At 42.4% G+C, this 22,538-nt stretch carries 18 protein-coding genes; 14 read left to right on the forward strand and 4 right to left on the reverse strand.

Annotated features, from left to right (window positions below):
- Positions 1 to 99 precede the first annotated feature (99 nt).
- The gene (locus A6J60_RS03145; protein ID WP_096066444.1) at positions 100 to 3,183 is read right to left on the reverse strand and encodes a heavy metal translocating P-type ATPase; all 3,084 of its coding nucleotides are present in this window, start codon (positions 3,181 to 3,183) and stop codon (positions 100 to 102) included.
- 432 nt (positions 3,184 to 3,615) lie between these two features.
- Here A6J60_RS03145 and mrcB point away from each other — a divergent pair, with 432 nt between their 5' ends.
- The 6 genes from mrcB (at position 3,616) to purH (ending at position 10,759) form a co-directional block, all read left to right on the forward strand.
- A complete protein-coding gene (gene mrcB / locus A6J60_RS03150) occupies positions 3,616 to 6,153 on the forward strand; it encodes a penicillin-binding protein 1B (protein ID WP_227526042.1) in 2,538 nt (845 codons plus the stop codon).
- 279 nt (positions 6,154 to 6,432) lie between these two features.
- On the forward strand, positions 6,433 to 6,861 hold the full coding sequence (locus A6J60_RS03155) for a hypothetical protein (RefSeq protein ID WP_096064698.1): 429 nt from the start codon (positions 6,433 to 6,435) through the stop codon (positions 6,859 to 6,861).
- A 223-nt stretch (positions 6,862 to 7,084) separates the two neighbouring features.
- Complete coding sequence (locus tag A6J60_RS13355) at positions 7,085 to 7,366, forward strand: tetratricopeptide repeat protein (protein ID WP_096064699.1); 282 nt, start codon at positions 7,085 to 7,087, stop codon at positions 7,364 to 7,366.
- A 235-nt stretch (positions 7,367 to 7,601) separates the two neighbouring features.
- Complete coding sequence (prmA, locus tag A6J60_RS03165) at positions 7,602 to 8,525, forward strand: 50S ribosomal protein L11 methyltransferase (protein WP_096064700.1); 924 nt, start codon at positions 7,602 to 7,604, stop codon at positions 8,523 to 8,525.
- Between the two features lie 111 nt (positions 8,526 to 8,636).
- The gene (locus A6J60_RS03170; protein ID WP_096064701.1) at positions 8,637 to 8,939 is read left to right on the forward strand and encodes a helix-turn-helix domain-containing protein; all 303 of its coding nucleotides are present in this window, start codon (positions 8,637 to 8,639) and stop codon (positions 8,937 to 8,939) included.
- 245 nt (positions 8,940 to 9,184) lie between these two features.
- Entirely contained in the window at positions 9,185 to 10,759 is a 1,575-nt protein-coding gene (purH, locus tag A6J60_RS03175) for a bifunctional phosphoribosylaminoimidazolecarboxamide formyltransferase/IMP cyclohydrolase (RefSeq protein ID WP_096064702.1), read from the forward strand.
- Positions 10,760 to 10,921: 162 nt separating this feature from the next.
- On the opposite strand, the gene A6J60_RS03180 is transcribed toward purH, so the two are convergent.
- Positions 10,922 to 12,796, reverse strand: a complete 1,875-nt coding sequence (locus tag A6J60_RS03180) for a SurA N-terminal domain-containing protein (protein ID WP_096064703.1) — start codon at positions 12,794 to 12,796, stop codon at positions 10,922 to 10,924.
- A 142-nt stretch (positions 12,797 to 12,938) separates the two neighbouring features.
- Positions 12,939 to 13,211, reverse strand: a complete 273-nt coding sequence (locus tag A6J60_RS03185; RefSeq protein ID WP_019672654.1) for an HU family DNA-binding protein — start codon at positions 13,209 to 13,211, stop codon at positions 12,939 to 12,941.
- Between the two features lie 810 nt (positions 13,212 to 14,021).
- Between A6J60_RS03185 and A6J60_RS03190 the strand changes: the two genes are divergently transcribed.
- The 8 genes from A6J60_RS03190 (at position 14,022) to fdx (ending at position 21,476) form a co-directional block, all read left to right on the forward strand.
- Entirely contained in the window at positions 14,022 to 14,660 is a 639-nt protein-coding gene (locus A6J60_RS03190; protein ID WP_096064704.1) for a hypothetical protein, read from the forward strand.
- 563 nt (positions 14,661 to 15,223) lie between these two features.
- Positions 15,224 to 15,745 carry an Rrf2 family transcriptional regulator gene (locus A6J60_RS03195; RefSeq protein WP_096064705.1) on the forward strand — a complete coding sequence of 174 codons (522 nt, stop codon included), beginning with the start codon at positions 15,224 to 15,226 and terminating at the stop codon, positions 15,743 to 15,745.
- Positions 15,742 to 16,968 (forward strand): IscS subfamily cysteine desulfurase, encoded by a 1,227-nt coding sequence (locus A6J60_RS03200; RefSeq protein WP_096064706.1) that lies wholly within the window; start codon positions 15,742 to 15,744, stop codon positions 16,966 to 16,968. Before A6J60_RS03195 ends, A6J60_RS03200 begins: the two co-directional genes overlap by 4 nt.
- Before the next feature lie 146 nt (positions 16,969 to 17,114).
- The gene (gene iscU, locus A6J60_RS03205; protein WP_096064707.1) at positions 17,115 to 17,516 is read left to right on the forward strand and encodes a Fe-S cluster assembly scaffold IscU; all 402 of its coding nucleotides are present in this window, start codon (positions 17,115 to 17,117) and stop codon (positions 17,514 to 17,516) included.
- A 300-nt stretch (positions 17,517 to 17,816) separates the two neighbouring features.
- Complete coding sequence (iscA, locus tag A6J60_RS03210) at positions 17,817 to 18,137, forward strand: iron-sulfur cluster assembly protein IscA (RefSeq protein WP_096064708.1); 321 nt, start codon at positions 17,817 to 17,819, stop codon at positions 18,135 to 18,137.
- Between the two features lie 53 nt (positions 18,138 to 18,190).
- Entirely contained in the window at positions 18,191 to 18,745 is a 555-nt protein-coding gene (gene hscB, locus A6J60_RS03215; RefSeq protein WP_096064709.1) for a Fe-S protein assembly co-chaperone HscB, read from the forward strand.
- 284 nt (positions 18,746 to 19,029) lie between these two features.
- On the forward strand, positions 19,030 to 21,000 hold the full coding sequence (gene hscA, locus A6J60_RS03220; protein WP_096064710.1) for a Fe-S protein assembly chaperone HscA: 1,971 nt from the start codon (positions 19,030 to 19,032) through the stop codon (positions 20,998 to 21,000).
- A gap of 137 nt (positions 21,001 to 21,137) precedes the next feature.
- Entirely contained in the window at positions 21,138 to 21,476 is a 339-nt protein-coding gene (fdx, locus tag A6J60_RS03225) for an ISC system 2Fe-2S type ferredoxin (protein ID WP_096064711.1), read from the forward strand.
- Between the two features lie 322 nt (positions 21,477 to 21,798).
- Here the strand turns inward: fdx and A6J60_RS03230 are convergent, their stop codons facing one another.
- Positions 21,799 to 22,233: an HIT domain-containing protein gene (locus tag A6J60_RS03230; protein ID WP_096064712.1), complete on the reverse strand. Its 435-nt coding sequence runs from the start codon at positions 22,231 to 22,233 to the stop codon at positions 21,799 to 21,801.
- Positions 22,234 to 22,538: the final 305 nt, after the last annotated feature.

Genomic DNA, 22,538 nt, shown 5'->3' on the forward strand with positions numbered 1-22,538 from the left:
TCTCAAATGGCTATTAGGCAACCGGGCGCAAGTACTACAAATGTAGACTTAGCAAGGTTAACACCGTAACCATTTAGCGGTTCACTGACTATAGATGGATTAAGCACGTTGTAGACGTAACGCATTTAGCACCACAACCAGTGAACTTAACGACATGCCAATCGCTGCCAACCAAGGCGGTACATAACCAAAGGCTGCGGGTAGTAATACTAATGAGTTGTAACTGATTGCCCAGTGTATATTTTGCTTAATAATCTTATGCGCCTTGTCAGCTATCCGCTTAGCATCATAAACCGCTGACACTTTGCCATTTAAGATAACGCTATCACTTGATACTTGCGCTAAATCTGCGGCGCCTGCAATCGCAGTAGAAATATTAGCGGCCGCCAACACTGGCGCATCATTAATACCATCACCTACCATCATCACCACATGGCCTTGTTGCTGCAGCTGCTTAATGTGATTAACTTTATCAGTTGGTGATAAGCCTGAGTAAACGCTATCAATGCCCAGTTGATCTGCTACCACTTGCGCATGGCTACTTGGGTCACCGGTTAATATCAGCGGCTGTATATTCTGCTGCTTTAAGGCGGCTATCATCTGCGCAACCCCTTCACGCACACTATCATTGAAATAATACAGTGCCACCGGCTGCCAAGCACCAGAATCGGTATCATCCATTTCAGAGTCTGTAACATAGCGGGTTAACATCACCGCAGTACTGGCTTGACGCTGTTTAAGCGCATTCTCTAAATCGAAGTTTTGCATCAATTGACTGGTCAGAGCCGCTTGGCTTGAAGATTGTTCATTAGCATGCGTATTATTCAAAGCAAAGTCGATATGACCGAGACGGTATTTATAACCGCCACCGACATCTTCAACAACTGCTTCAACGCCACCTGCAGTATGGTGCTGCAACTGGCTTACCTGTGGTAAATGCAACTGATAAGCGGCATCTAGTAAGGCCGTTGCGATTGGATGACGACTGCCCACTTCGAGCGCCGCTGCTATCGCCAGCAGATCATCTTTATCTTGTAGTCCACTATTATTCTGCAAGTTATCTCGTTGCAAGCTGTTTGAGCCACTACCCTCTAACTGATTGTTATCTGATACGGCTTGTTGTAACGTTTCGATATACAGCAAGTTTGGCTTGCCATAGGTTAACGTACCTGTCTTATCAAACGCCACATGGGTAATCTCAGCCAAAGTCTGAATAGTATGCCCACGTGTGGTCAAAAATCCATAGCTTGCCAACCGGTTGGTAGAGACGGTTAACGCTATCGGAGTGGCTAACGACAAGGCACACGGACAAGTTGCCACTAGAACCGCTACCGTTGCCCACAGTGCTTGCTGCGGATCAATAAAGTACCAACCAATAAATACAAACACCGACAATACTAAGATGCGCGCCACAAACCAGCGTGCCCACCTATCTGCTTGCTCGGCTACTTTCGGTTTTTCACTCATGGCACGATTCATGAGTCGGTCAATCAATGCAATTTGGCTGTTTTCAGGCAGCGCGGTGACAATCATAATAAAAGGCTGACTGTCATTTTGTGAGCCGCCTATCACCCTATCACCTCTGTGTTTGACCAGCAGTAAACTTTCACCTGTCAGCAAACTTTGAGACACCGTAGCTGTTTCGCTACATAAGATACCGTCAGCAACCACTTCACTACCGGCTTCAATCATAATCACATCACCGATATTCAACGAGTGCGCTGTGACTGCTTCACTGTCTTGCTGCTCATTTTTTGGTAATTCATTGATGTGCTCTGTGCCAACTTGAATCTGGTCTTGGCTTTTATCTACATCATGACCATCTAAATGAGCATCTAATTTGTCTTGGTCTTGCACGGTCAAAGCCGACTTATGACGTTGAATGGTATGAATTTTCTCACCCAATAGCGCCAATTTCTGCTGCTGAGAATCTGACAACTGTAGGGGCGCCGCATCTGTATCTAATAAATCAGCTTGCTTTTGCTGACCTACAGCGTCATCACTGCTCTCAAGCTCGCTATCTGTCTGATTATTAGTAGACTCTGTAGATGCCGTTAAGTTATTGACACCCATGATGTCTGCGACCAATTGCGGCGCAAAATCAATACGCTGAACCAAAGTTGGCTCAACGACTACCAAATCATTGGCCATATTAGCCGCTTTTAAGCGCGCATTATGCTCGATATAACGCCCGGCCAACAAGAAAAACACAAACATACTGACCGAGTCATAATAGGTTTCACCGCCGCCAGTAATGGTCGCGTATAAACTGGCAAAAAAGGTCACCGTCAGTGCAATACTGACCGGCACATCCATATTGACTTGACGTGCTCTTACTGCCGCTATCGCCGATTTGAAAAACGGCACAGCACAGTAAAAGAAGACCGGCACACTGACAAATAACGACACCCAACGCAAAAAGTCACGTTGCTCAACCAACATGCCGCTGTAACTGGTGTAATTACCAAAATACATCCCTACCGCAAACATCATCGCCTGCATTGCCCCTAAAGCAGCAATGCCCAGTCGTATCAGCATGGTTTTGTTATGGCGTGCCAGCATCGCCTCATGGGTATCTTGACGATAAGGCTTAGCGTCATAGCCTATTTGATTAATGGTGGCCAAAATATCACTGATCGGCAGTTTATTTTCATCCCAAATCACACGCATGCGTTGATTGGTCAAATTCACCTGACACGTATCAACGCCTTCAAGCTCATACAGCCGAGTTTCAATCAGCCAAGTACAAGCTGCACAGCGCAAATTATTGACCGACAGCTCTGCAACTGACTTATCGCCTGAGGCATACACAAACTGCGATTTAATATCATCATGATCGTATGCCTGCAAGCGATCAAGCTGTGTTGGCAAACTAGCAGTACGGTTAATCTCTGAGCGATCTAAATAGTACTGCTCCAACCCTGCCTCGACGATACTTTCAGCAGCCAACTGACAGCCCAAACAGCACATCAGGCGTGACTCACCTAATACAAAAGCATGAAACGGTGGATTAGGTACAGGCTCAGCACAATGAAAGCAGTGCCCCTCTGGCGGTAGCACCAGATTACTAATGTCTTCTTCTAAGTAAGCATATTGTTGATCTGCTTGTGGCAAATCTTCGCTAGAGTGTGTGGTCTGTTTTGATGCTGCAGTATTATTGGTGATGTCTTTAGGATGAGTCATAATGTTATTCACAACCAGTGACACAATTAAGTGTTAAGCAGAGCGCATACCTGAAATCTCGAATATCTCAATGAGATATAAATAACAGGTATGGCAATAATGTGATTTGAATATAAGCTGCTAGATAATAAGGATAATCAACTGACTATTGTATCAGGTATCTGTCGCCGGTGAATCAGCTATCTGTACTCGATGTCTGTATTCAAAGTTAAATCTAGATTCTACGTTTTGAGGCAGTTGCCTCTAACAAAACATCTATCTGAAGAACCGCTATGTTACGCGTTTATAATTACAATGGTAGCAAAGTGTGAAAAAGCAATGAAAAGCGGATGTTATATCACCATATAGCAAGGCAATGACGGCAATTGCATTGAAAATAAAGCCATTTTACGTCATTATAATCGAGTCTTTTTTTATGTTGGTAAAACTATCGTGCATCACAACCCATCAAGCAACAAGCTGCAGCAAACACACTCAAAAAAACACCCCACCAATACCCCACCAAATCCTGAACAACAACGTGGTTCGGTGGTTAGCTTTTTGCTGCTCATCATTATTATAGTGGGCATGCTCGTCTTAGCCATGTATCTGATTAAGCAAGACAGAGTGATTACTACTAAGTTTGAAGGTAAGCGCTGGAACATTCCGGCCAAGGTTTACTCACAACCATTAGAGCTGTATCAAGGCGCACCACTGACCACTAAAAACCTAGATACCTGGCTAGATCTGCTCAATTACAAATCCAGCTCAAATTATGATCGTACCGGCACCTATAATAAGTCGTCTGGTCAGTATATCATTCATACCCGTGGATTTAGTTATAGCGCCAATGATGTTGATCCTGAACAAGTGATTAAGATTAAAATTCAGGACTCTAAAGTTGTCAGTATCCAAAGCACTCAGCCCAATGATACAGGTATTGTGCGCATTGAGCCGGCAACCATCGGTGGCATCTATCCTGATAATAATGAAGACCGTATTGTATTGCCAATCTCAGAGATTCCTCAGCCCTTAATTGATGCTCTGATTGCGACTGAAGATCGCAGTTTTTATCAGCATAAAGGGGTATCAATCAAAGGCATTGGTCGCGCCATTTATAACAACCTGCAAGGCGGCTCGATGCAAGGTGGCTCAACTATCACTCAGCAATTGGTTAAAAACTTCTTTTTAAGCTCAGACCGTACCTTAAAGCGCAAAGCCAATGAAGCGGTAATGTCATTACTGCTTGAGCTGCATTACGATAAAAACGAAATTCTACAGACCTATTTAAATGAAATTAACTTAGGTCAAAATGGCAATCGCTCTATTAATGGCTTTGGTTTAGCTGCGCAGTTTTATTTTAATCAACCTTTAAAAGAGTTGCGTCTTGACCAGCAGGCGATGCTTGTTGGTCTGGCTAAAGGCACCAGTTATTACAACCCACGCCGTAACCCTGAGCGCGCGTTAGAAAGACGTAATACGGTATTGGCCAATATGCTAACCACTGGCAAAATTGATCAAGCAACCTACGATGAAGCCATTGCTCAGCCATTAGATGTGGTCGCAAAACCAAGTACAGGTAAAAGCCTATTCCCTGACTTTATGGATGTGGTTAAGCGCGAACTACAAAACAACTATCATGCTGAAGACTTAAAGAACGAAGGCCTTAAAGTCTTTACCACCATGGATCCGATTGCCCAGTTGGCTGCCGATGCCGCAGTAGATAAGCAGCTTAAATCACTGCGTAATCGCAGCAGCAAAACCAAGTCACTGCAAGCAGCTTTGGTGAGCGCCAATCCAAGCTCTGGTGAGCTGGTCGCTGTGGTCGGTAGTGGTAGTGAGTTTACTGGGTTCAACCGTGCTGTTGATGCCAAGCGTCAAGTGGGGTCATTACTGAAGCCATTCATTTATATGCAGGCCATTGAAAGTGGTAAATATAACCTTGCCAGCCCAGTCAATGACAACCCAGTGACTTTAAGTATGCCGGACGGCTCAACCTGGAGTCCAAAGAATTATGACGGACGTGATCATGGCTATGTGCCTTTATTAACCGCCTTGTCTAAGTCTTACAACCAAGCAGCGGTTAATACCGGCGTTGAATTTGGCGTGTCGCCATTTATCAATCAAATGCATCGTTTGGGTATTACAGAAGAGATACCGACCTACCCATCTATCTTCTTGGGATCGGTTGAGCTGAGCCCAATGCAAGTATTGGGTATGTATCAAGTAATGGCCGCTGGCGGCTTTAGAACGCCACTGATTAGTATTCGCTCTGTGGTTGATAATCGCGGTCAAATCCTACAACGCTCAGGATTAGACACCAAGCGCAGTATCGCTCCAGATGTGAACTATGTCACTAACTATGGCCTACAAGAAGTGGTGCGTAGTGGTACAGCGACCTCTATCAAATCACTGGGTAGCAAGTTGAATCTGGCAGGTAAAACTGGAACGACTAATGACTATCGTGATGCCTGGTTTGCCGGTTACAGTGGCAACTATGTGAGTGTGGTTTGGGTCGGTCGTGATGATAACCAGCCTATCAGTCTTAGCGGCGGCAGTGGTGCCTTGCCAGTATGGAAAGATTATATGAACCGCCTACGTTTAACACCAGTTGAGCTGATGCAGCCTGATAGTGTCGAATGGTTGTGGTTAGAGACTGGGACTGGCAAGCTGTCACACGAAAGCTGTGAAGGTGCGCGTTTTGTGCCAGTGCTTAGTAAGTACTTACCTGAAGAAGCCAGTGAGTGTGCGTTAAACATCTATCAACAAGAGCAAGAACGTCAACGCTTACAGTGGTTTAGAAATCAGCACAAAGGACTATTAGACCAAAGCCGTCAGTTAGATGACGATGCTGAAGTAGAAGGTTTGCCAGAAGGCGAAGGTATCTCACAATCAGAAGCATCTGAGTCTCAACCGGTTGAACGAGAGGATAATAATGACAGCAATGACCGCAATGACACTTGGTATAATAAAGCACTAGAATGGTTCTAATGCTTTAACATCAATTGAGCAGCAGTCAATCAAGTCACCGGTTCAATCAGGCTTAGCGTTATCTCTGCTGTTTGGTTGTCAATACCAAACTGCTATGACCACACTGTTTCTAAGCTTGGGTCTGTTAAACTATGTTTATCTAAATCAAGGGTTATCTCAATCAAATACATTTGGATTGAAACGCACTTGATTGCCATATGTTAAAGTTTAGCAGACCCTAAATGATCTTCTAACGCCTATTGCCTATTAATCTGACGCCAATTATTAACGGACTCAAGCATGTATATGCCTTCTATTATTCGAGCAACACGCCGCTTTCAATCCTTTATCACTCCCATTGGTTTCGCTGTGCTAATGACAGGCGCAATAACTGGCTGTCAGACGACCGAAGGCTTATCTGGGCCAGCATCAACACCGGCCCAATCTACTCAGACGACTCAAACGCCTAATTCGTCGCAAAATCAGACACCTTCTGTCATTACTACCACGCCCAATGATAGTCAAAACACCACAGAGCAAACAAGTCATACATCAGGCTCAGCATCGACGCCTACATCATCACCTTCTCCAACAGAACCAGTTGTTATTGATAACTCACAAACATCGGCGACGACGTCTACTCCAGCACAACCTAAGCCTGATAATAGTCCATCTTCAGCAGAGCCTATAGCTGAGCTACCAGTAGAAACTGACTTATATAGAGCCTGAAGTATCAGTAAAGCCCTCTGAACCGGCAACCCCAACACCGATTAAGCCTGCGCCAGCTACCAGAGTTGAGCCCATTACCCCTCCACCTAGACCAGATGCTAAGACCACTCAGCAAATACTGCTCGATCAGGCGCGTCAAAACAGTGGGCAGACCACAAGGCCAACCACAACCATCCAAGATGGCAATGACCTTCCTGCCTTTCGTAAATTGATGGATACAGGAGTGAATCAGCTGCGCCAAGGTCAGCTAAGTGCTGCGCAAAGCACTTTTACTCGTGCACAGCGTTTGGCACCGCAATCGTCAGCGGTTTATTTCTATTTAAGTCAGGTTGCGTTAAAACAAAACCAACCGTTAAAAGCGGAAGCCATGGCCCGCCGTGGCTTGGTCGTGGCTCAGTCATCAGCGCGGAAAAAGGCCTTATGGCAACTGGTATTGATGGCAGCACAAGATCAAGGCAATACCCGTGTTATTAACGAAGCAAGAGCTGCACTGGCTCAGTTTTGATAGCCGGTTTTTATAACTAATTTTGATAGTCGACTGATACAGTAGCTGCCGTTGCTTTATTTGACTGTTATATAACCGACATTCAGGCTAAAATAAAGCATGCTGACTGTTAACTTAAAACACTTAAATTAAAGCGTTAAAGCACACCCTTTCAGTTAATAAGTTATATCGATTACATTAAATAAAAACAGACTACCGAATCTCGGTACTGGTATCAATTTTTCTAAGGAATATTATGGATTGGCAACAACTGCACCTACAATGTGCAAAACAAGACGTTGAACTGGCAGAAACCTTACTATTAGAATCAGGTGCGTTATCAATTAGCTTAGAAGATGCCGGTGACCAGCCGCTATTCGAACCGCTTCCTGGCCAATCCCCTCTTTGGGATGAGGTCATCTTAACCGGCCTGTTTAGCGCAGACAATGCTCAAGATATCGAAGCTTTAGCTCAGACTATTGCTGTTGAGGTTAATGCCAGTCGCGTATGGACCACTGCCCTAGCTGATACTGATTGGGAGCGTGAGTGGATGTCACATTACGTGCCGATTGAGTGCACTAATAATTTATGGATCGTACCAAAGTGGATGACACCGCCCAATCCTGATGCAATTAACATTATGATGGACCCAGGTCTGGCTTTCGGTACCGGATACCATGCCACTACCCGCTTATGTTTGGACTGGTTGACCGATCAAGACTTAAAAGACAAAGTGGTTATTGACTACGGCTGTGGCTCAGGAATCTTAGGTATTGCCGCGCTTTTACTCGGTGCTAAGCAAGTCTATAGTGTCGATATTGACCCTCAAGCGGTACTGGCAACCAAGCAAAATGCAGAGCGCAACCAAGTTAATGATCAGCTTGAAGCGTTTTTGCCTGACGACTTTGCCGAAGCATTCTCATCAGGACGCATTGCACAAGCAGACATCATTACTGCCAATATCTTAGCTAAACCATTAATGGATTTAGCTCCTTACTTAGCCACCTTAATTAAGCCTGCTGGCGGTATTGTATTGGCCGGCTTAATCTCTGAGCAATTAGAGGATGTCAAACAGGCCTACAGCCCATGGTTTAATTTAGATGGCCATCACAGCTATGAAAAGCAAGATGATGCACACTGGCATCGCTTATCTGGCACACTGACTGTATCGCCTAAGTAGAGTTTTTTATTTTAACAACTGACTTAAATCAGTCGTTAATACGCTATTAATTAAAATGCTAGCAGCTCAACTGCTAGCAACCGTCACTACAGTAATTGATTTGATACTACCATGAGCAACCAACTATCTTCACACAATAACCCAAGCCCTGCCATCCATGAAGACCTGGCATTGGGTGCTGTACCTCGTGCCCCACTACGTCAACATGTTCAGCATGCCGTTGAGCAGTACTTTATTGAGCTTGAAGGACAAACCCCGACCAACTTGTATCAAACCATCTTACAAGAGGTTGAAAAGCCGTTATTAGAAGTGGTACTGGCTCAAACTGATGGCAATCAATCTAAAACAGCGTTAATACTTGGTTTAAATCGCGGCACATTAAGAAAGAAAATGCAGCTGTATGGCCTGATGTAAACCCTCACCTATCTTAATGGCACCCAAACTTAACATTTATTATTACGCATTATCTAAAAACAGAGCACCTTAAACCGGGTGCTTTTTTATTAATAACCCTTTGTCATCTGTTATAATAGCTGCTTGCGCCAAGTGGCATTAAACAGTTGTCATTTAAGCCGTAGTCAACTGCTTAACTTAGCACTATGCAACCCTGATCATTGCATCTAACTCTCTTTTTTATCGTACACACTATGGGAAAAACTATGTCTGATAAGCCGTACGCTCTTATTTCTGTTTCTGATAAATCAAACGTCGAAAGCTTTGCAAAAGGCCTGATTGAAGCAGGATACGACCTATTATCTACCGGTGGCACTTATCGCCTACTATCTGAAAATGGCATCGCCGTTACAGAAGTTGCCGATTACACAGGCTTTGCCGAAATGATGGATGGCCGTGTTAAAACATTGCATCCAAAAATTCATGGCGGTATTTTAGGTCGCCGTGGTCAAGATGATGCTGTTATGAGCGAACATGGTATTCGCCCTATTGACCTAGTGGTCGTTAACCTATATCCATTCGCACAAACGGTTGCTAAGCCTGATGTCACCAAAGCAGATGCTATTGAGAACATCGATATTGGTGGCCCAACCATGGTTCGTTCAGCAGCTAAGAACCATGAGCATGTTGCCATTGTTACTAGCCCAGCCGACTATGACGCTATCTTACAAGAGCTAAAACAGTCTGGTAGCTTATCGCAGCAAACTCGCTTTGACCTAGCAGTTAAAGCGTTTGAGCACACGGCTCAATATGACGGCATGATTGCTAACTTCTTAGGCAGCCGCTTACAATCATTTGATGAGCCTGAAGACTTTTCACGTACCTTCAACCTACAGCTGCAAAAAGCACAAGACTTACGCTACGGTGAAAACCCACATCAAAAAGCCGCTTTCTATGTTGAGACCAATGGTTCAGGCGAAGGCAGTATCTCAACTGCTCAGCAGCATCAAGGTAAAGAGCTGTCATATAACAACATCGCGGATACTGACGCCGCTTTAGAGTGTGTTAAATCATTTAGCGAATCAGCCTGTGTGATTGTTAAACATGCCAACCCTTGTGGTGTTGCGATTGATGCAGATCAGACTCAAGCCTACAAAACTGCCTTTAGCACAGACCCTGAGTCTTCTTTTGGTGGCATTATCGCCTTTAACCGTCCTCTAAGTGTAAAAACGGCTCAGGCCATTGTTGATACACAGTTTGCAGAAGTCATTATTGCACCAAGCCTAGAAGAAGGTGTGCTAGAAGTCACTGCGAAGAAGAAAAACGTACGCGTTCTGACTTGTGGCCAGCTACCTGACCCACAACAGCGTGCACCTCAGTTAGACTACAAACGTGTCACTGGCGGCTTATTAGTCCAAAACCAAGATTTAGGTTTAATCGGTATTGATGACCTTAAAGTAGTCACTGACCTACAGCCTACAGCGGAACAAATGAATGATTTATTATTCACCTGGACCGTAGCGAAATACGTTAAATCTAACGCCATCGTCTATGGTAAAGATCAGCGTACCGTTGGTATCGGTGCTGGTCAGATGAGCCGTGTTAACTCAGCACGCATTGCAGCGATTAAAGCAGAGCATGCGAATCTAACCACTCAAGGTGCGGTGATGGCTTCTGATGCCTTCTTCCCATTCAGAGATGGTATCGATAATGCGGCTGAAGTCGGTATCAAAGCCATTATTCAGCCAGGTGGCTCTATCCGTGATGATGAGACCATTGCCGCTGCTAACGAACATGGCATCGCTATGGTATTTACCGGTATGCGTCATTTCCGTCACTAAGCCGATAGCAGTAAACCGATATATAGTTAGTTTTTAGCAAACAACAAAAAGCCGCTTTAGTGATAACTAAAGCGGCTTTTTTGTAACGTTCAATTTTTACAACATTTAATATTAACTATCTAGCCTATAGAGCAAGCTGTTTGGTTCAACGGCCACTAAACCTTAAAGACCGCCTACCTCATTGATCACAGCTTCGTTCTCTTTAATAGGCGTTGATACACGTAGATATTCAATATAATCGCTGAACTGCTCTTGTCCGCGGGTATCTCTCATATCAAACATCACTTGTGCCAACTCAGCTTGTGGGACATCTTTCATAGAGCCCTTATCAATAGAGCCTAGCACCAATACTGTCGCACCGGTATCTGTGATATCAGAGACCGACAACAGTTTATCGCCTTCGGTGTCTTGACTAAATGCCATCGCCTTCTCCTCTGTGGTTAACAGTGGATTTTGACGGTTAATTTTACCCAATGGACTAAAGGTAACGCTGGCAGCAGACATACCTTTATCATTCACCGTTTCCATGATGCGCTTGGCTTCAACCAATGCCAATTCACTGGCTTTTTGCTTGGTTAAGGTCTCTTTAATCTGTGCAGTCGCTTCTGCCAATGTTAACGGAGCAACCGGGCGATAATTGGTAGGTTGTACCCATAAGGTGCCAGAGTTAACTTTAACACTTGGACTGACTGACTCATCTTGAATGGTGAAGTCATCAAAGGCAGCTTCAATAACCGCAGGCTGACGTAGCTCAGTTTGATTATTAACCTTGGTATAATCTTTTAGCTTATGTACCGTCAGCTCTTCTTGCGCGGCAATTTCTTCGATACCCACCCCATCGGTCGCCATATCATTAATGCGCATGATTTTATCAGCGATCAGCTCTTCTTTTTTCTGACGCTCAGCTTGTGCCGTTAACTCTTCACGCATCTGTTCAAGCGTTGGCATATCATCACCAGACATCTTGGTGACCTTAAATAACTGATAACCAAAGCTGGTTTTTACTGGAGCTGAAACTTGACCCACACTTAACGATTCGATAGCTTTAGCAACTTTTTGACCGTCTTCACCGAATGCATCTGGGTTGAAGGTACCAATATCACCGCCTTTCGGGGCACTGACAGAGTCTGCCGAATATTCCTTGGCCAATGCAGCAAAGTCTTCGCCATCTTTGATACGCTGTTCAAGTTGCTTGATGGTATCTTGGGCCTTATCACCTGTAATCAAAATTTGGCTGATTTGCTGAGTATAGTTACCAACAAAGCGCGCTTTATACGCATCATATTGAGCCTGAATCTCATCTTCTGTCACAGGACTGACCGTCAACGCTTCTGGATCCAGCTTAATGTAAGACAGGTCAACCATAGCTAAGCTATTTAAGTCATTTTTATGTTCATTATAATAGTTTTCAATCTCAGCTTGCGACACAGTCACTTTGTCTTGGAATTGCTCCCATGGCAGGCGGTAGACCCATGCATCACGTGTCTCTAGCTGCAATGCTAACAAATCATTGATATCCGCTTCAGGATACAAGGCAGTCTGAGCAACACTGGCGTATAGCTGCATTAAGTTTAACTGCTGACGATACTCAGCGAATAACTGATCTTTAGTAATGCCCTGCTGTTGTAATGCAAAGGCAAAGCGATCGTTTGAGAACTGACCATCTTGATCTAAGTACTGTGGATCTTGTAGCAAGATATTATTAATAACGCTATCAGATACGTGCATACCCAGTTGTTCAGTTTGATTGCGCAACAAGGCACGGTTAATCAAACTTTTTAATACTTCTTTGTTTAATACATTGGTATTAATGGCACTGGCTTCAACACCACCTTCTAACAACTCTGTTCGACGAGTATTGATGCTGTTTTGATAGTCCATACGGCTAATAGATTGCTCGCCGACTTTCGCCACTTCATTAACACTTGTTCCGCCACTAAAATAACTTTCCAGCCCCAGTATCGCTAATGGCGATAGACACAGCATTAAGAAAATTCTTCCAGGCCAACTTTTGAGAAAATTACGTATCGATTCCATAGTACATATCAGTCATTGGTTAATAAAAAGGTAACGCCCTATCATACGTGAAAATAAGGTCTGACACAAAAAAAACGCACCCTAAGGTGCGTTATTATGTACTAAAGACAGCATTCTCACTTAACTGAGCACGAATATCGGCTTAGTTTAAACGATCTTTAAGACCTTTACCTGCTTTGAAATGTGGTACGCGGCTTGCTGGAATTTGTAACTCAGCACCAGTTTTAGGGTTACGGCCAGTGCGTGCTTTACGCTCTTTTACGCTGAATGTACCAAAACCTACCAATGAAATTGTGTCATTGTTTTCTAGCGCTTCACCAACACTTTCCATCATAGCATTTAAAGCGTCAGCAGCTTGAGTTTTGTTAAGACCGCTTTTTTCAGCAATGCTATCAACCAATTCTGATTTATTCATAAAGAGTTCCTTTAAAAGATTTAAATTCGGGGATAAATTCTATCGCTTAAATGTCAATTAAGCAATAGCCAAGCCCTTAAATACTACACAATAGCGCAAAAAAATGCACCTTTTTATTTCTAGTATTATCAACGAGGCAATTTGTAAATGCAGTTATAACAAGCCGACTTAAAATGTGCAAGTGAATTTACATATTATTGCGCATTATAGGCCGTAAATCACGGTTATTAGTGCCATTTAGCCTTAATTAACCGATTTAAGCAATCATTTGGGTATCATTTATGATCACTCGCATGCTTCTCGCGACAAACGTCTTATGTGCTAAACAACCAGCCTATCTCAAAAAGCCAACCTGTATAAAATATTTGATCGATTCATATTATAACGTTAACTAACTTTATACCTTTAACGCATTGGTTTTTCAAGCATCATTGGGTTAATTTCTGCTATAAGATGTATATTGCCACACCAATAGTTACATAGATAGTTGCATAGACAGTCACACAAATATCAGCTTTCTAGCCTAGCAATGCTTAGTAGGTTTAGTAGATTTAGCAGCTTAAGTAGTTATTCGCCTAACAATACATACCTATAATGACAGCCATGCTAATTAATACAATAACTCTAACGTGTTACAGCGCCCAAAATATTGACCATTTGCATTTAAACCATTTATTTATAACCTAAAATAACATTAGTCACAATGATACCTATGGCGTCAGCGCTGCATTATGCTATTATTTATCCCATTTAATGATAACCCTCCCTTAACAGCATCGCGCTTAATTTTAAAATTCAAATAGGTTTAGTATGAGTCAAAATTCGATATCAAACTCTTTGCTTAATGTCGTACTGGTGCTTGCAGAATCTGCAATTACCTTGGTTTTAAGATTCGACCCGAACCTACGCAAAGCTGTCTATCCTCTAGCGAAGAAAAACACTGTTATTTGTGTTCGTACTTACCTACCGCACACTCAATTTTTTGCTACCTTTACCAATAAAGGGGTGTTACTAGACAGCCAGCTACCCAAACAAGTTACTGAACCTGACGTGGTGATTAACACTTATAGTCACAACCTAATTAATGCGTTAATCAGTAATGAAACCACCCAAATTAATAAGCTGACCATGCGCGGCGCTACCGAAACAGTTCACGAGACGCGTCATTTCCTAGTGCAACTGGGCGTTGCTAGCTTGTTTCAAGGTATCATTAAGACGGTTAAAGGTAAGGGTAAAGACAAAGGCGGTAAAGAATCTGACAGCAGCGACAAGCCAGATTACAAAGCCCGTATTCAAGAGCAACAGCAGCAGCTTAATGCACTAAGCACACGCAATCGTGAGCTTGAAGTGAGCTTAAAAGAGCTACAAAGCAAGCAGAAACTAACGCTTATTGGCTTTGTTATCGCAGCTATCATTGCCATTATTTCAGTCATTGGTTGGGTCAGCTAACCACACACTGCTAGCGTCAAACAAATACCTTTTAGCTTGTGAACAGTTAGCATTTTTAACTAACTTATCAAAATTTAAAAAGCCAGCAGACACTCATTGTGTTGCTGGCTTTTTTTTATCAGCATATTTTTTATGATTTTTCTTATTAATTTCTTATTAAACACGACCACCTTTTTCGTATCATTCTACTTCACTGCTGTTTTGCTATGTTTAACTTAATAATTACCTCAATTAATGAATCACTTCTTATTAGTTATTTATTAATTATTAGCCTCTAAATTTGACCCATTAATTTTGCATTTTTGCGGTTGTAAAATCGTTGCCAACCTCAATATAACAGTCAGGTCATCGTTATTTAACACTGTAGTCAAATCATTGTATCCATTATGGATTTAGCGTATATATCTGCCAAAAGCTATTAATTTTTAACGGCTTAAAACGACACTTAGCATTTGCGTAAGAAGGCCCTTACAAAATAGTTACCAATTAATCTTGACTGTTTTACTCAGGATTAACTATAATAGCGAACATAACAACTTATAGACACTTTGTGGAGGCAATCAATGCGCTTAACAACTAGAGGAAGATACGCCGTTACTGCGTTACTTGATTTGGCCATTCAAGATAGTGAGTCATCAAGTGCTGTCTCCTTATCTGATATTGCCAAACGTCAATCTATCTCTATCTCATATTTAGAACAATTATTTTCTAAATTACGTAAAGCGGGATTGGTCACCAGTACTCGCGGAGCATCTGGCGGTTATCACTTGGCCAAGCCTTTGGCAGACATCGACGTAATGACAATTATTACAGCAGTCGATGAATCTGTGAATGCCATGCAGTGTGGCGGCAAAGGCAACTGTCAAGGCGGCGCTATGTGCTTAACGCATGACTTATGGTGTGCCTTATCAAAGCATATCGAACAGTATCTAACCAATATCTCGTTAGAACAACTACTACAAATGGAAAACGTGAAAGATGTTTCTGATCGACAGCAACTTATTTATGATGTCGCCACAGAGTCGTCTGAATCAAAATCAAATTCGAATATAATATTTTCTGCCAGCGAGGTTAACCCAGCATGAGTAACTCAAATCGTCCAATCTATCTAGACTATGCCGCCACCACTCCAGTCGATCCACAAGTGGCTAAGAAAATGTCAGACTACATGACATTTGATGGCATGTTCGGCAACCCAGCATCACGCTCACACGGTTATGGTTGGCAGGCAGAAGAAGCCGTTGAAAATGCACGTCAACAAATTGCTGATTTAATCAATGCCGACCCACGTGAAATTGTTTTCACATCAGGCGCAACTGAGTCAGACAACCTTGCTATTAAAGGTGCCGCTCATTTCTACCAAAGCCGTGGTAAACATATCATTACCAGTAAAATCGAACACAAAGCAGTGTTAGATACTTGCCGTCAATTAGAGCAAGAAGGCTTTGAAATTACCTATATCGAACCTGAAAAAAGCACAGGTCTTATTTTACCTGAACAAGTAAAAGAAGCGCTTCGTGAAGACACCATCTTAGTATCATTAATGATGGTAAATAACGAGCTAGGTACAGTGACTGATGTTGCTGCTATCGGCGAGATTACTCGTGAAGCTGGCGTTATTTTCCACGTAGATGCGGCGCAAGCTGCTGGCAAGTTACCAATCGACCTTGAACAGATGAAAGTAGACTTAATGAGCTTCTCAGGTCACAAGATCTATGGTCCAAAAGGTATCGGTGCTTTATATGTACGCCGTAAGCCACGTGTTCGTCTACGTGCTGAGCAACATGGCGGTGGTCACGAGCGCGGTATGCGTTCAGGTACACTAGCGACTCACCAAATCGTTGGTATGGGTGAAGCATTTGCTATCGCTGCTGAACGCTTACAACAAGATCATGAACACGCTCAGAAGCTACATGACAAGTTATGGAATGGCATCCAAGATATCGAAGAGATCTACTTAAACGGTGATGCTGAAAACAGTATTCCAAATATCGTCAACATCAGCTTTAACTTTGTTGAAGGTGAATCACTGATGATGTCATTAAAAGACATGGCGGTATCTTCAGGATCTGCATGTACGTCAGCAACACTTGAGCCATCATATGTACTACGTGCTATCGGTCGCTCAGACGAATTGGCACACAGCTCGATTCGCTTTAGCTTCGGCCGTTACACTACTGAAGAAGATATCGATGTTATCTTAGCTCAAATTCATGAAGCGGTAGATAAACTAAGAGATTTGTCTCCACTATGGGACATGTATAAAGACGGTGTCGATTTAGATTCTGTTGAGTGGACTGAACACTAAGATTAAGCTTTATACACAAGTTAAAATAGATAATTACAAAATATAGAACAGCAGTCGTTAGATATTAGTTAAATTGAATTAGTTCAAAATAATGAGCTGCTGTTCAAACAAAATCATTTTCAAGGTTAAACCCCAGGAGTTCTACCATGGCTTATAGTAATAAAGTAATTGATCATTATGAGAATCCACGCAACGTTGGTAACTTAGACAAAGACGCCAAAAACGTTGGTACCGGTATGGTCGGTGCACCAGCTTGTGGTGATGTGATGCGCCTGCAGATCCAAGTTGATGACAATGGCATCATCGAAGACGCGCGTTTTAAAACTTATGGTTGTGGTTCAGCCATTGCTTCAAGCTCTCTAGTGACCGAGTGGCTAAAAGGCAAAACACTTGACCAAGCTGAAGAAATTAAAAACAAACACATTGCTGAAGAATTGGCTCTACCTCCAGTGAAAGTTCACTGCTCAGTATTAGCTGAAGACGCTATTAAAGCAGCCATCACTGACTACCGTACTAAGAGCGGCCAAGTAACTGACGCTGACGCCTAAGCTAACAACGGTTAAGCTTACGTTTGAAAATAGCTATAATATCAGTCACTGATGTTAGGCTAATTTAATAAAGGATTAGCAATCAAAACTGCTTAATAAATACTTAGCTTTAGGTAGTGTTTATAGCTTTATAGCTGATTGTTTATAGCGATTTGTTAAAAAAGGGAGAACAACAATGACTCTCCCTTTATTTATCTATATCGTTATAACATCCTTAACTTTTATAATATATACCTTATGCTGTATATACCTTATGATATATATAGCTAAAGTCACTGTTTTAACAATGGGAAAGTCTCAATGATTGAATTGACCGAACGTGCCGCAAAACACGTTACAGACTATCTAGAAAACCGTGGTCATGGTGAAGGCATTCGTGTGGGTATTCGCACCTCTGGATGTTCAGGGCTGGCCTATGTGTTAGAGTTTGTAGATGAGCCAAACGATGTCGACGTTAAATACCATAGCCATGGTGTTAATATCTTTGTTGACCCAAAAAGTAAAGTTTACTTAGATGGTCTGCACATGGATTATGTCACAGAAGGCTTAAACGAAGGCTTTAAGTTCACTAACCCTAACCAAAAGGGTGAATGTGGCTGTGGTGAGTCTTTCACTGTATAGTCTCGTACCATCCCCTTTTTATTTTTTTATATCAATAAATAGCATCTAAGCCTATGTCTGATAACACGCCTACCTTCGCTAATTTTTTTGCTCTTTTTGAGCAGCCTATTGCGTTTGATATCGATACGTCTCAATTAAGCAAACGCTTAAGACAGCTACAACAGCAGTTTCACCCTGATAATCTAAGCAGCGATGAGTCGGCGTCTTCTCAGCAGAATTCGGCGATTATTAACCATGCTTACGCCACTTTGCTCCATCCTGACAGCCGTGCAAATTACTTATTAGAGTTATCTGGTCAAGAGCTTAATACCGATCACTCTATTGCTGATTTAGATTTCTTAGATGATGCGATGGATATGCGTATGGCATTAGATGATGCGGAAGGGTCAGCCGACCTAGCCACTATCAAATCTTTAAAGTCCAAAGCTGAGCAGCGTATTGAAACGCATTCTAATCGCTTTGAAACTGCTTATAATCAGCAAGATTGGTCAACGGCGATGGATGCAACCCAAAAACTGAAGTTTTTAGTCAAACTAAAAAAAGATATGGATACAGCAATCGATAACAGCCATCAGCAACCTGATGACGATGACGAGCTGTATCTATAAGCGATTATGGTGCTTATAAGCTATATCGTATTACAGATAAAACGTTTTCAAGACAACCTATTTAAAGACTAAATAAAAGACTAAGCTGGTAAAAGATTGAACTGGCTGACTGTTTTGACAATATAATTATAAAAGACCTATGCGCCGATGGTTATAAGAGCGCTGTTTTAGTTTTATCTGTTTGCTACTGGCTGTTAATTACACTAGCCTGCAAGCACCCTGATTATATTTTTAAATTTTAAATTCATTATATTTTTCACTATTAGCCATAAATTGAGTGTGTTATGTCCTTATTACAAATTGCCGAACCCAACCAAAGTGCAAAACCGCATGAACATCAATATGCTCTAGGTATCGACTTAGGCACAACACGCTCCATGGTAGCGGTTGTTCGCTCAGGCAAAGCAGCCCTATTAAAAGACCCAGCAGCTGCATCAGATCAAAATGACGGCGCAGAGAAACAGACAGACACCCTGCTTCCTTCGGTAGTTTATTATGGTAATCAAGATCAGATTAGCGCACCGGTTATCGGTAGTACTGCCCTAGCCTATTTTGAAACCGATCCTGCAAATACCATTATTTCAGCCAAGCGCTTTATGGGCCGTAGCATCAATGACATTAAGTTCTCACACCCGTATCAGCTAAAATCTAGTGAGACAACCAAAGAGGCGATGCCTTCTTTTGTCACTGCACAAGGTGAGGTATCTCCTGTTGAAGTATCTGCTGAAATCTTACGCAGTCTGCAGCATCGTGCTCAACTAGCATTACCAGATGACAGTATCAAAGGGGCTGTGATTACGGTTCCGGCTTATTTTGATGAAGCGCAGCGTCAAGCGACTAAAGATGCCGCAAAACTTGCTGGTTTGAATGTTTTACGCTTACTGAATGAGCCAACAGCAGCGGCTGTCGCTTATGGCTTGGATCGCACTGCGGATGATTCTGATGAAAAAATCTACCTTATTTATGACTTAGGCGGCGGCACCTTTGATGTGTCATTGCTAAAAATGAATGAAGGTGTGTTCGAAGTATTGGCGACCGGTGGTAACAGTGCCTTAGGTGGTGATGACATGGACCGCTTAATTATGGGCTGGTTATTAAAACAAGCCGGCTTGAGTCCAGCTGATCTTAGCGCACAACAGCGCACTCATATTGCACGCAAAGCAGAAAGCTATAAGCAAGCACTAACTCATAATGACAGCGTTGATGTCGCAATTGATGTCGACGGCCATCAGTGGCAAGGTCAATTAAGCTCAGCTGATTTGTTAAATATCGTTGATCCTGTAACACGCCGTACTATCTCTACCTGTGAACAGGTCATGCGTGATGCTGATATTGAGCCTGAACAGCTAGACGAAATTATTATGGTTGGCGGCTCTACACGTATGCCTGTGGTGCAACAAGCTGTGCAGAAGTTCTTCAACAAAGAGCCTTTGGCGCATCTAAATCCAGATGAAGTGGTTGCTCTAGGCGCTGCGCAAGTTGCCGAACAACTGATTAAAAAAGACAAATCTAATAATGTATTATTGCTAGATGTCACCCCGCTATCACTAGGGCTTGAGACCATGGGCGGCTTAGTGGAAGTCCTAATCCCACGTAATACGCCGATTCCAGTTGCCAAAAAGCAGACCTTTACTACCTATCAAGATGGCCAAACTGGTATGGTTATCCATGTGGTCCAAGGCGAGCGTGATACCGTTGAGCACAACCGATCTCTTGGCCGCTTTGAGCTGTATGGCATCCCTCCAATGAAGGCAGGCTTGGCCCGCATTGAAGTTACCTTTGATATTGATGCCAATGGTCAATTATCTGTAAGTGCTTTTGAAGCCACTTCTGGCGTGAAAAGTGATATTAAAATCACACCATCATATGGTTTAAGTGATGAGCAACAAGAACAGCTACTGAGTGCTGGTTTTGAAAATGCAGAGCATGACAAAATAGCCCGCAGCTTAATTGAAGCGAAAGTAGAGTCAGAGCGTGAGATATTAGCGCTACAATCTGCACTACAAGAGTTCCAAAGCCTACTAAGCTCAGATGAAGTTAGCGCACTGCAGCAAGCCATGCAGCATTTAGGCAGTGCGTTAAACAAGGTTTCGACCTCATCAGATAACGACACTGATTTGGAAGCATTAAAAGCAGAAATCGAAGCCAAGCAAGCTCAACTAAAACCGCTCAGTGATTTATTCGCATCACGTATTATGGATCAAAGCGTGAAGCAATCACTTTCAGGTACCAGCACTGAAGACTGGGCACAATAATCTAGCTTTTTAGGTTTATCCAACGAATTAGCTTAAAAGCTAAATATCTTAGCTCATGCAGTGCTTGCTCAAATAGATTGATAGTTAACAAAACGATTTAAATAGAAAATTTTAAACATTTAATACTGGAAAATTTTATGCCAAAAATTACGATACTACCGCATCATGAAATCTGCCCAGAAGGCACAGAAGTTGAATTAGAAACTGGCGAAAACCTATGTAAAGGTCTATTAGATAAGGGCATTAAAATTGAACATGCCTGTGAGATGTCTAAAGCCTGCACTACTTGTCACGTTATCGTGCGTAAAGGCTTCAATAGCCTAGACGAAATGGACGATATTGAGGCGGATCTACTAGACAGAGCCTGGGGGCTTGAGCCTGATTCACGCCTGTCTTGTCAGGTGATGATTGAAGATACCGATCTGGTGGTTGAGATACCTAAATATACCATTAACCATGCTAGCGAAAACCATTAATAACTGGCTGTAACAGCTGATATGGTTAATTGATAGACATTTAAAAAAACAGTCATTCAACAAAAAAAGACACCCAATTGAACATTGGGTGTCTTTTTTTATAACTCAAATCTGATGATAATACTTTAATTCAATAGATTGGCAAGCTATTATCACTGCATTCGCACTGTATTCGATGATGACTTCATTCGATTCGTACGCAACAACTCACTGCTTATTTATCTATTTAGACACTTTTATATTTAGAAGTAGGTATGATGCGATTTATTTACTGAGCGATTTATTTACTGAGCAACTTATTTACTGAGCACCTACAAACAACCTACTGCATTTGCCAGTCAAATGGCATTTGATTATGACCTCTTAACGCCATCATCAAGGTTTGCTGCATTGCCAAGTATACTTCTTGAGTGTAAGCAACAGCTGGCGTGCCCCACACTGGATTTGGCCATGCTAAATCGTTTTGGTAACGCACAATATGATGGAAGTGTAATTGAGGCACTTGGTTACCGAGTGCAGCCACATTCATCTTATCTGCATTGAAGGTTTTAGCCATCTGGCTAGATAACCAGCTTGACTCACGCAAAAATTGAGCTTGATCCGCCGCGGATAACTCATAAATCTCTTGTACACCAGCCACTCTAGGGACCAATATCAACCAAGGAAACTGACAATCATTAATTAGACGACACGTTGATAATGGAAAATCCCCAACTAAAAACGAATCTTTAGCAAGTGTTGGATGAAGTTGAAACATATTGGCTCTCTTAGTTATTGTAATGATTCTGCAAACCAATATTTTATCAGGTATTGACAAGATATTATAGATGCACTCGCATCTTTAATCTTGACGCTAATATATTATTAGCAATTACATCTCCATCGCATCTTCGGCATCATCATCGTGCCAGTCTGGCACCTGTAAATCCTCTAAATCAACGGCAAGATCTATATTCTGCACTAACGTTTTCATTGTTTATTGCTCCTTATATGTCAATTATTATCGGTATTATATAGAGTTAAGCTCTATTAATTTCTACTTGAAGTAGTGCTTGGACTACG

Source organism: Psychrobacter sp. FDAARGOS_221 (genome assembly GCF_002313155.2).
In the GTDB taxonomy this organism is placed as follows: Bacteria; Pseudomonadota; Gammaproteobacteria; order Pseudomonadales; family Moraxellaceae; genus Psychrobacter.

Bases quoted from the DNA above. Each gene is read 5' to 3' on its own strand.
- A6J60_RS03145 (WP_096066444.1), bottom strand. From the start codon at position 3,183: ATGACTCATCCTAAAGACATCACCAATAATACTGCAGCATCAAAACAG.
- A6J60_RS03155 (WP_096064698.1), top strand. From the start codon at position 6,433: ATGTATATGCCTTCTATTATTCGAGCAACACGCCGCTTTCAATCCTTT.
- prmA (WP_096064700.1), top strand. From the start codon at position 7,602: ATGGATTGGCAACAACTGCACCTACAATGTGCAAAACAAGACGTTGAA.
- A6J60_RS03170 (WP_096064701.1), top strand. From the start codon at position 8,637: ATGAGCAACCAACTATCTTCACACAATAACCCAAGCCCTGCCATCCAT.
- purH (WP_096064702.1), top strand. From the start codon at position 9,185: ATGTCTGATAAGCCGTACGCTCTTATTTCTGTTTCTGATAAATCAAAC.
- A6J60_RS03180 (WP_096064703.1), bottom strand. From the start codon at position 12,796: ATGGAATCGATACGTAATTTTCTCAAAAGTTGGCCTGGAAGAATTTTC.
- A6J60_RS03185 (WP_019672654.1), bottom strand. From the start codon at position 13,211: ATGAATAAATCAGAATTGGTTGATAGCATTGCTGAAAAAAGCGGTCTT.
- A6J60_RS03190 (WP_096064704.1), top strand. From the start codon at position 14,022: ATGAGTCAAAATTCGATATCAAACTCTTTGCTTAATGTCGTACTGGTG.
- A6J60_RS03195 (WP_096064705.1), top strand. From the start codon at position 15,224: ATGCGCTTAACAACTAGAGGAAGATACGCCGTTACTGCGTTACTTGAT.
- A6J60_RS03200 (WP_096064706.1), top strand. From the start codon at position 15,742: ATGAGTAACTCAAATCGTCCAATCTATCTAGACTATGCCGCCACCACT.
- iscU (WP_096064707.1), top strand. From the start codon at position 17,115: ATGGCTTATAGTAATAAAGTAATTGATCATTATGAGAATCCACGCAAC.
- iscA (WP_096064708.1), top strand. From the start codon at position 17,817: ATGATTGAATTGACCGAACGTGCCGCAAAACACGTTACAGACTATCTA.
- hscB (WP_096064709.1), top strand. From the start codon at position 18,191: ATGTCTGATAACACGCCTACCTTCGCTAATTTTTTTGCTCTTTTTGAG.
- hscA (WP_096064710.1), top strand. From the start codon at position 19,030: ATGTCCTTATTACAAATTGCCGAACCCAACCAAAGTGCAAAACCGCAT.
- fdx (WP_096064711.1), top strand. From the start codon at position 21,138: ATGCCAAAAATTACGATACTACCGCATCATGAAATCTGCCCAGAAGGC.
- A6J60_RS03230 (WP_096064712.1), bottom strand. From the start codon at position 22,233: ATGTTTCAACTTCATCCAACACTTGCTAAAGATTCGTTTTTAGTTGGG.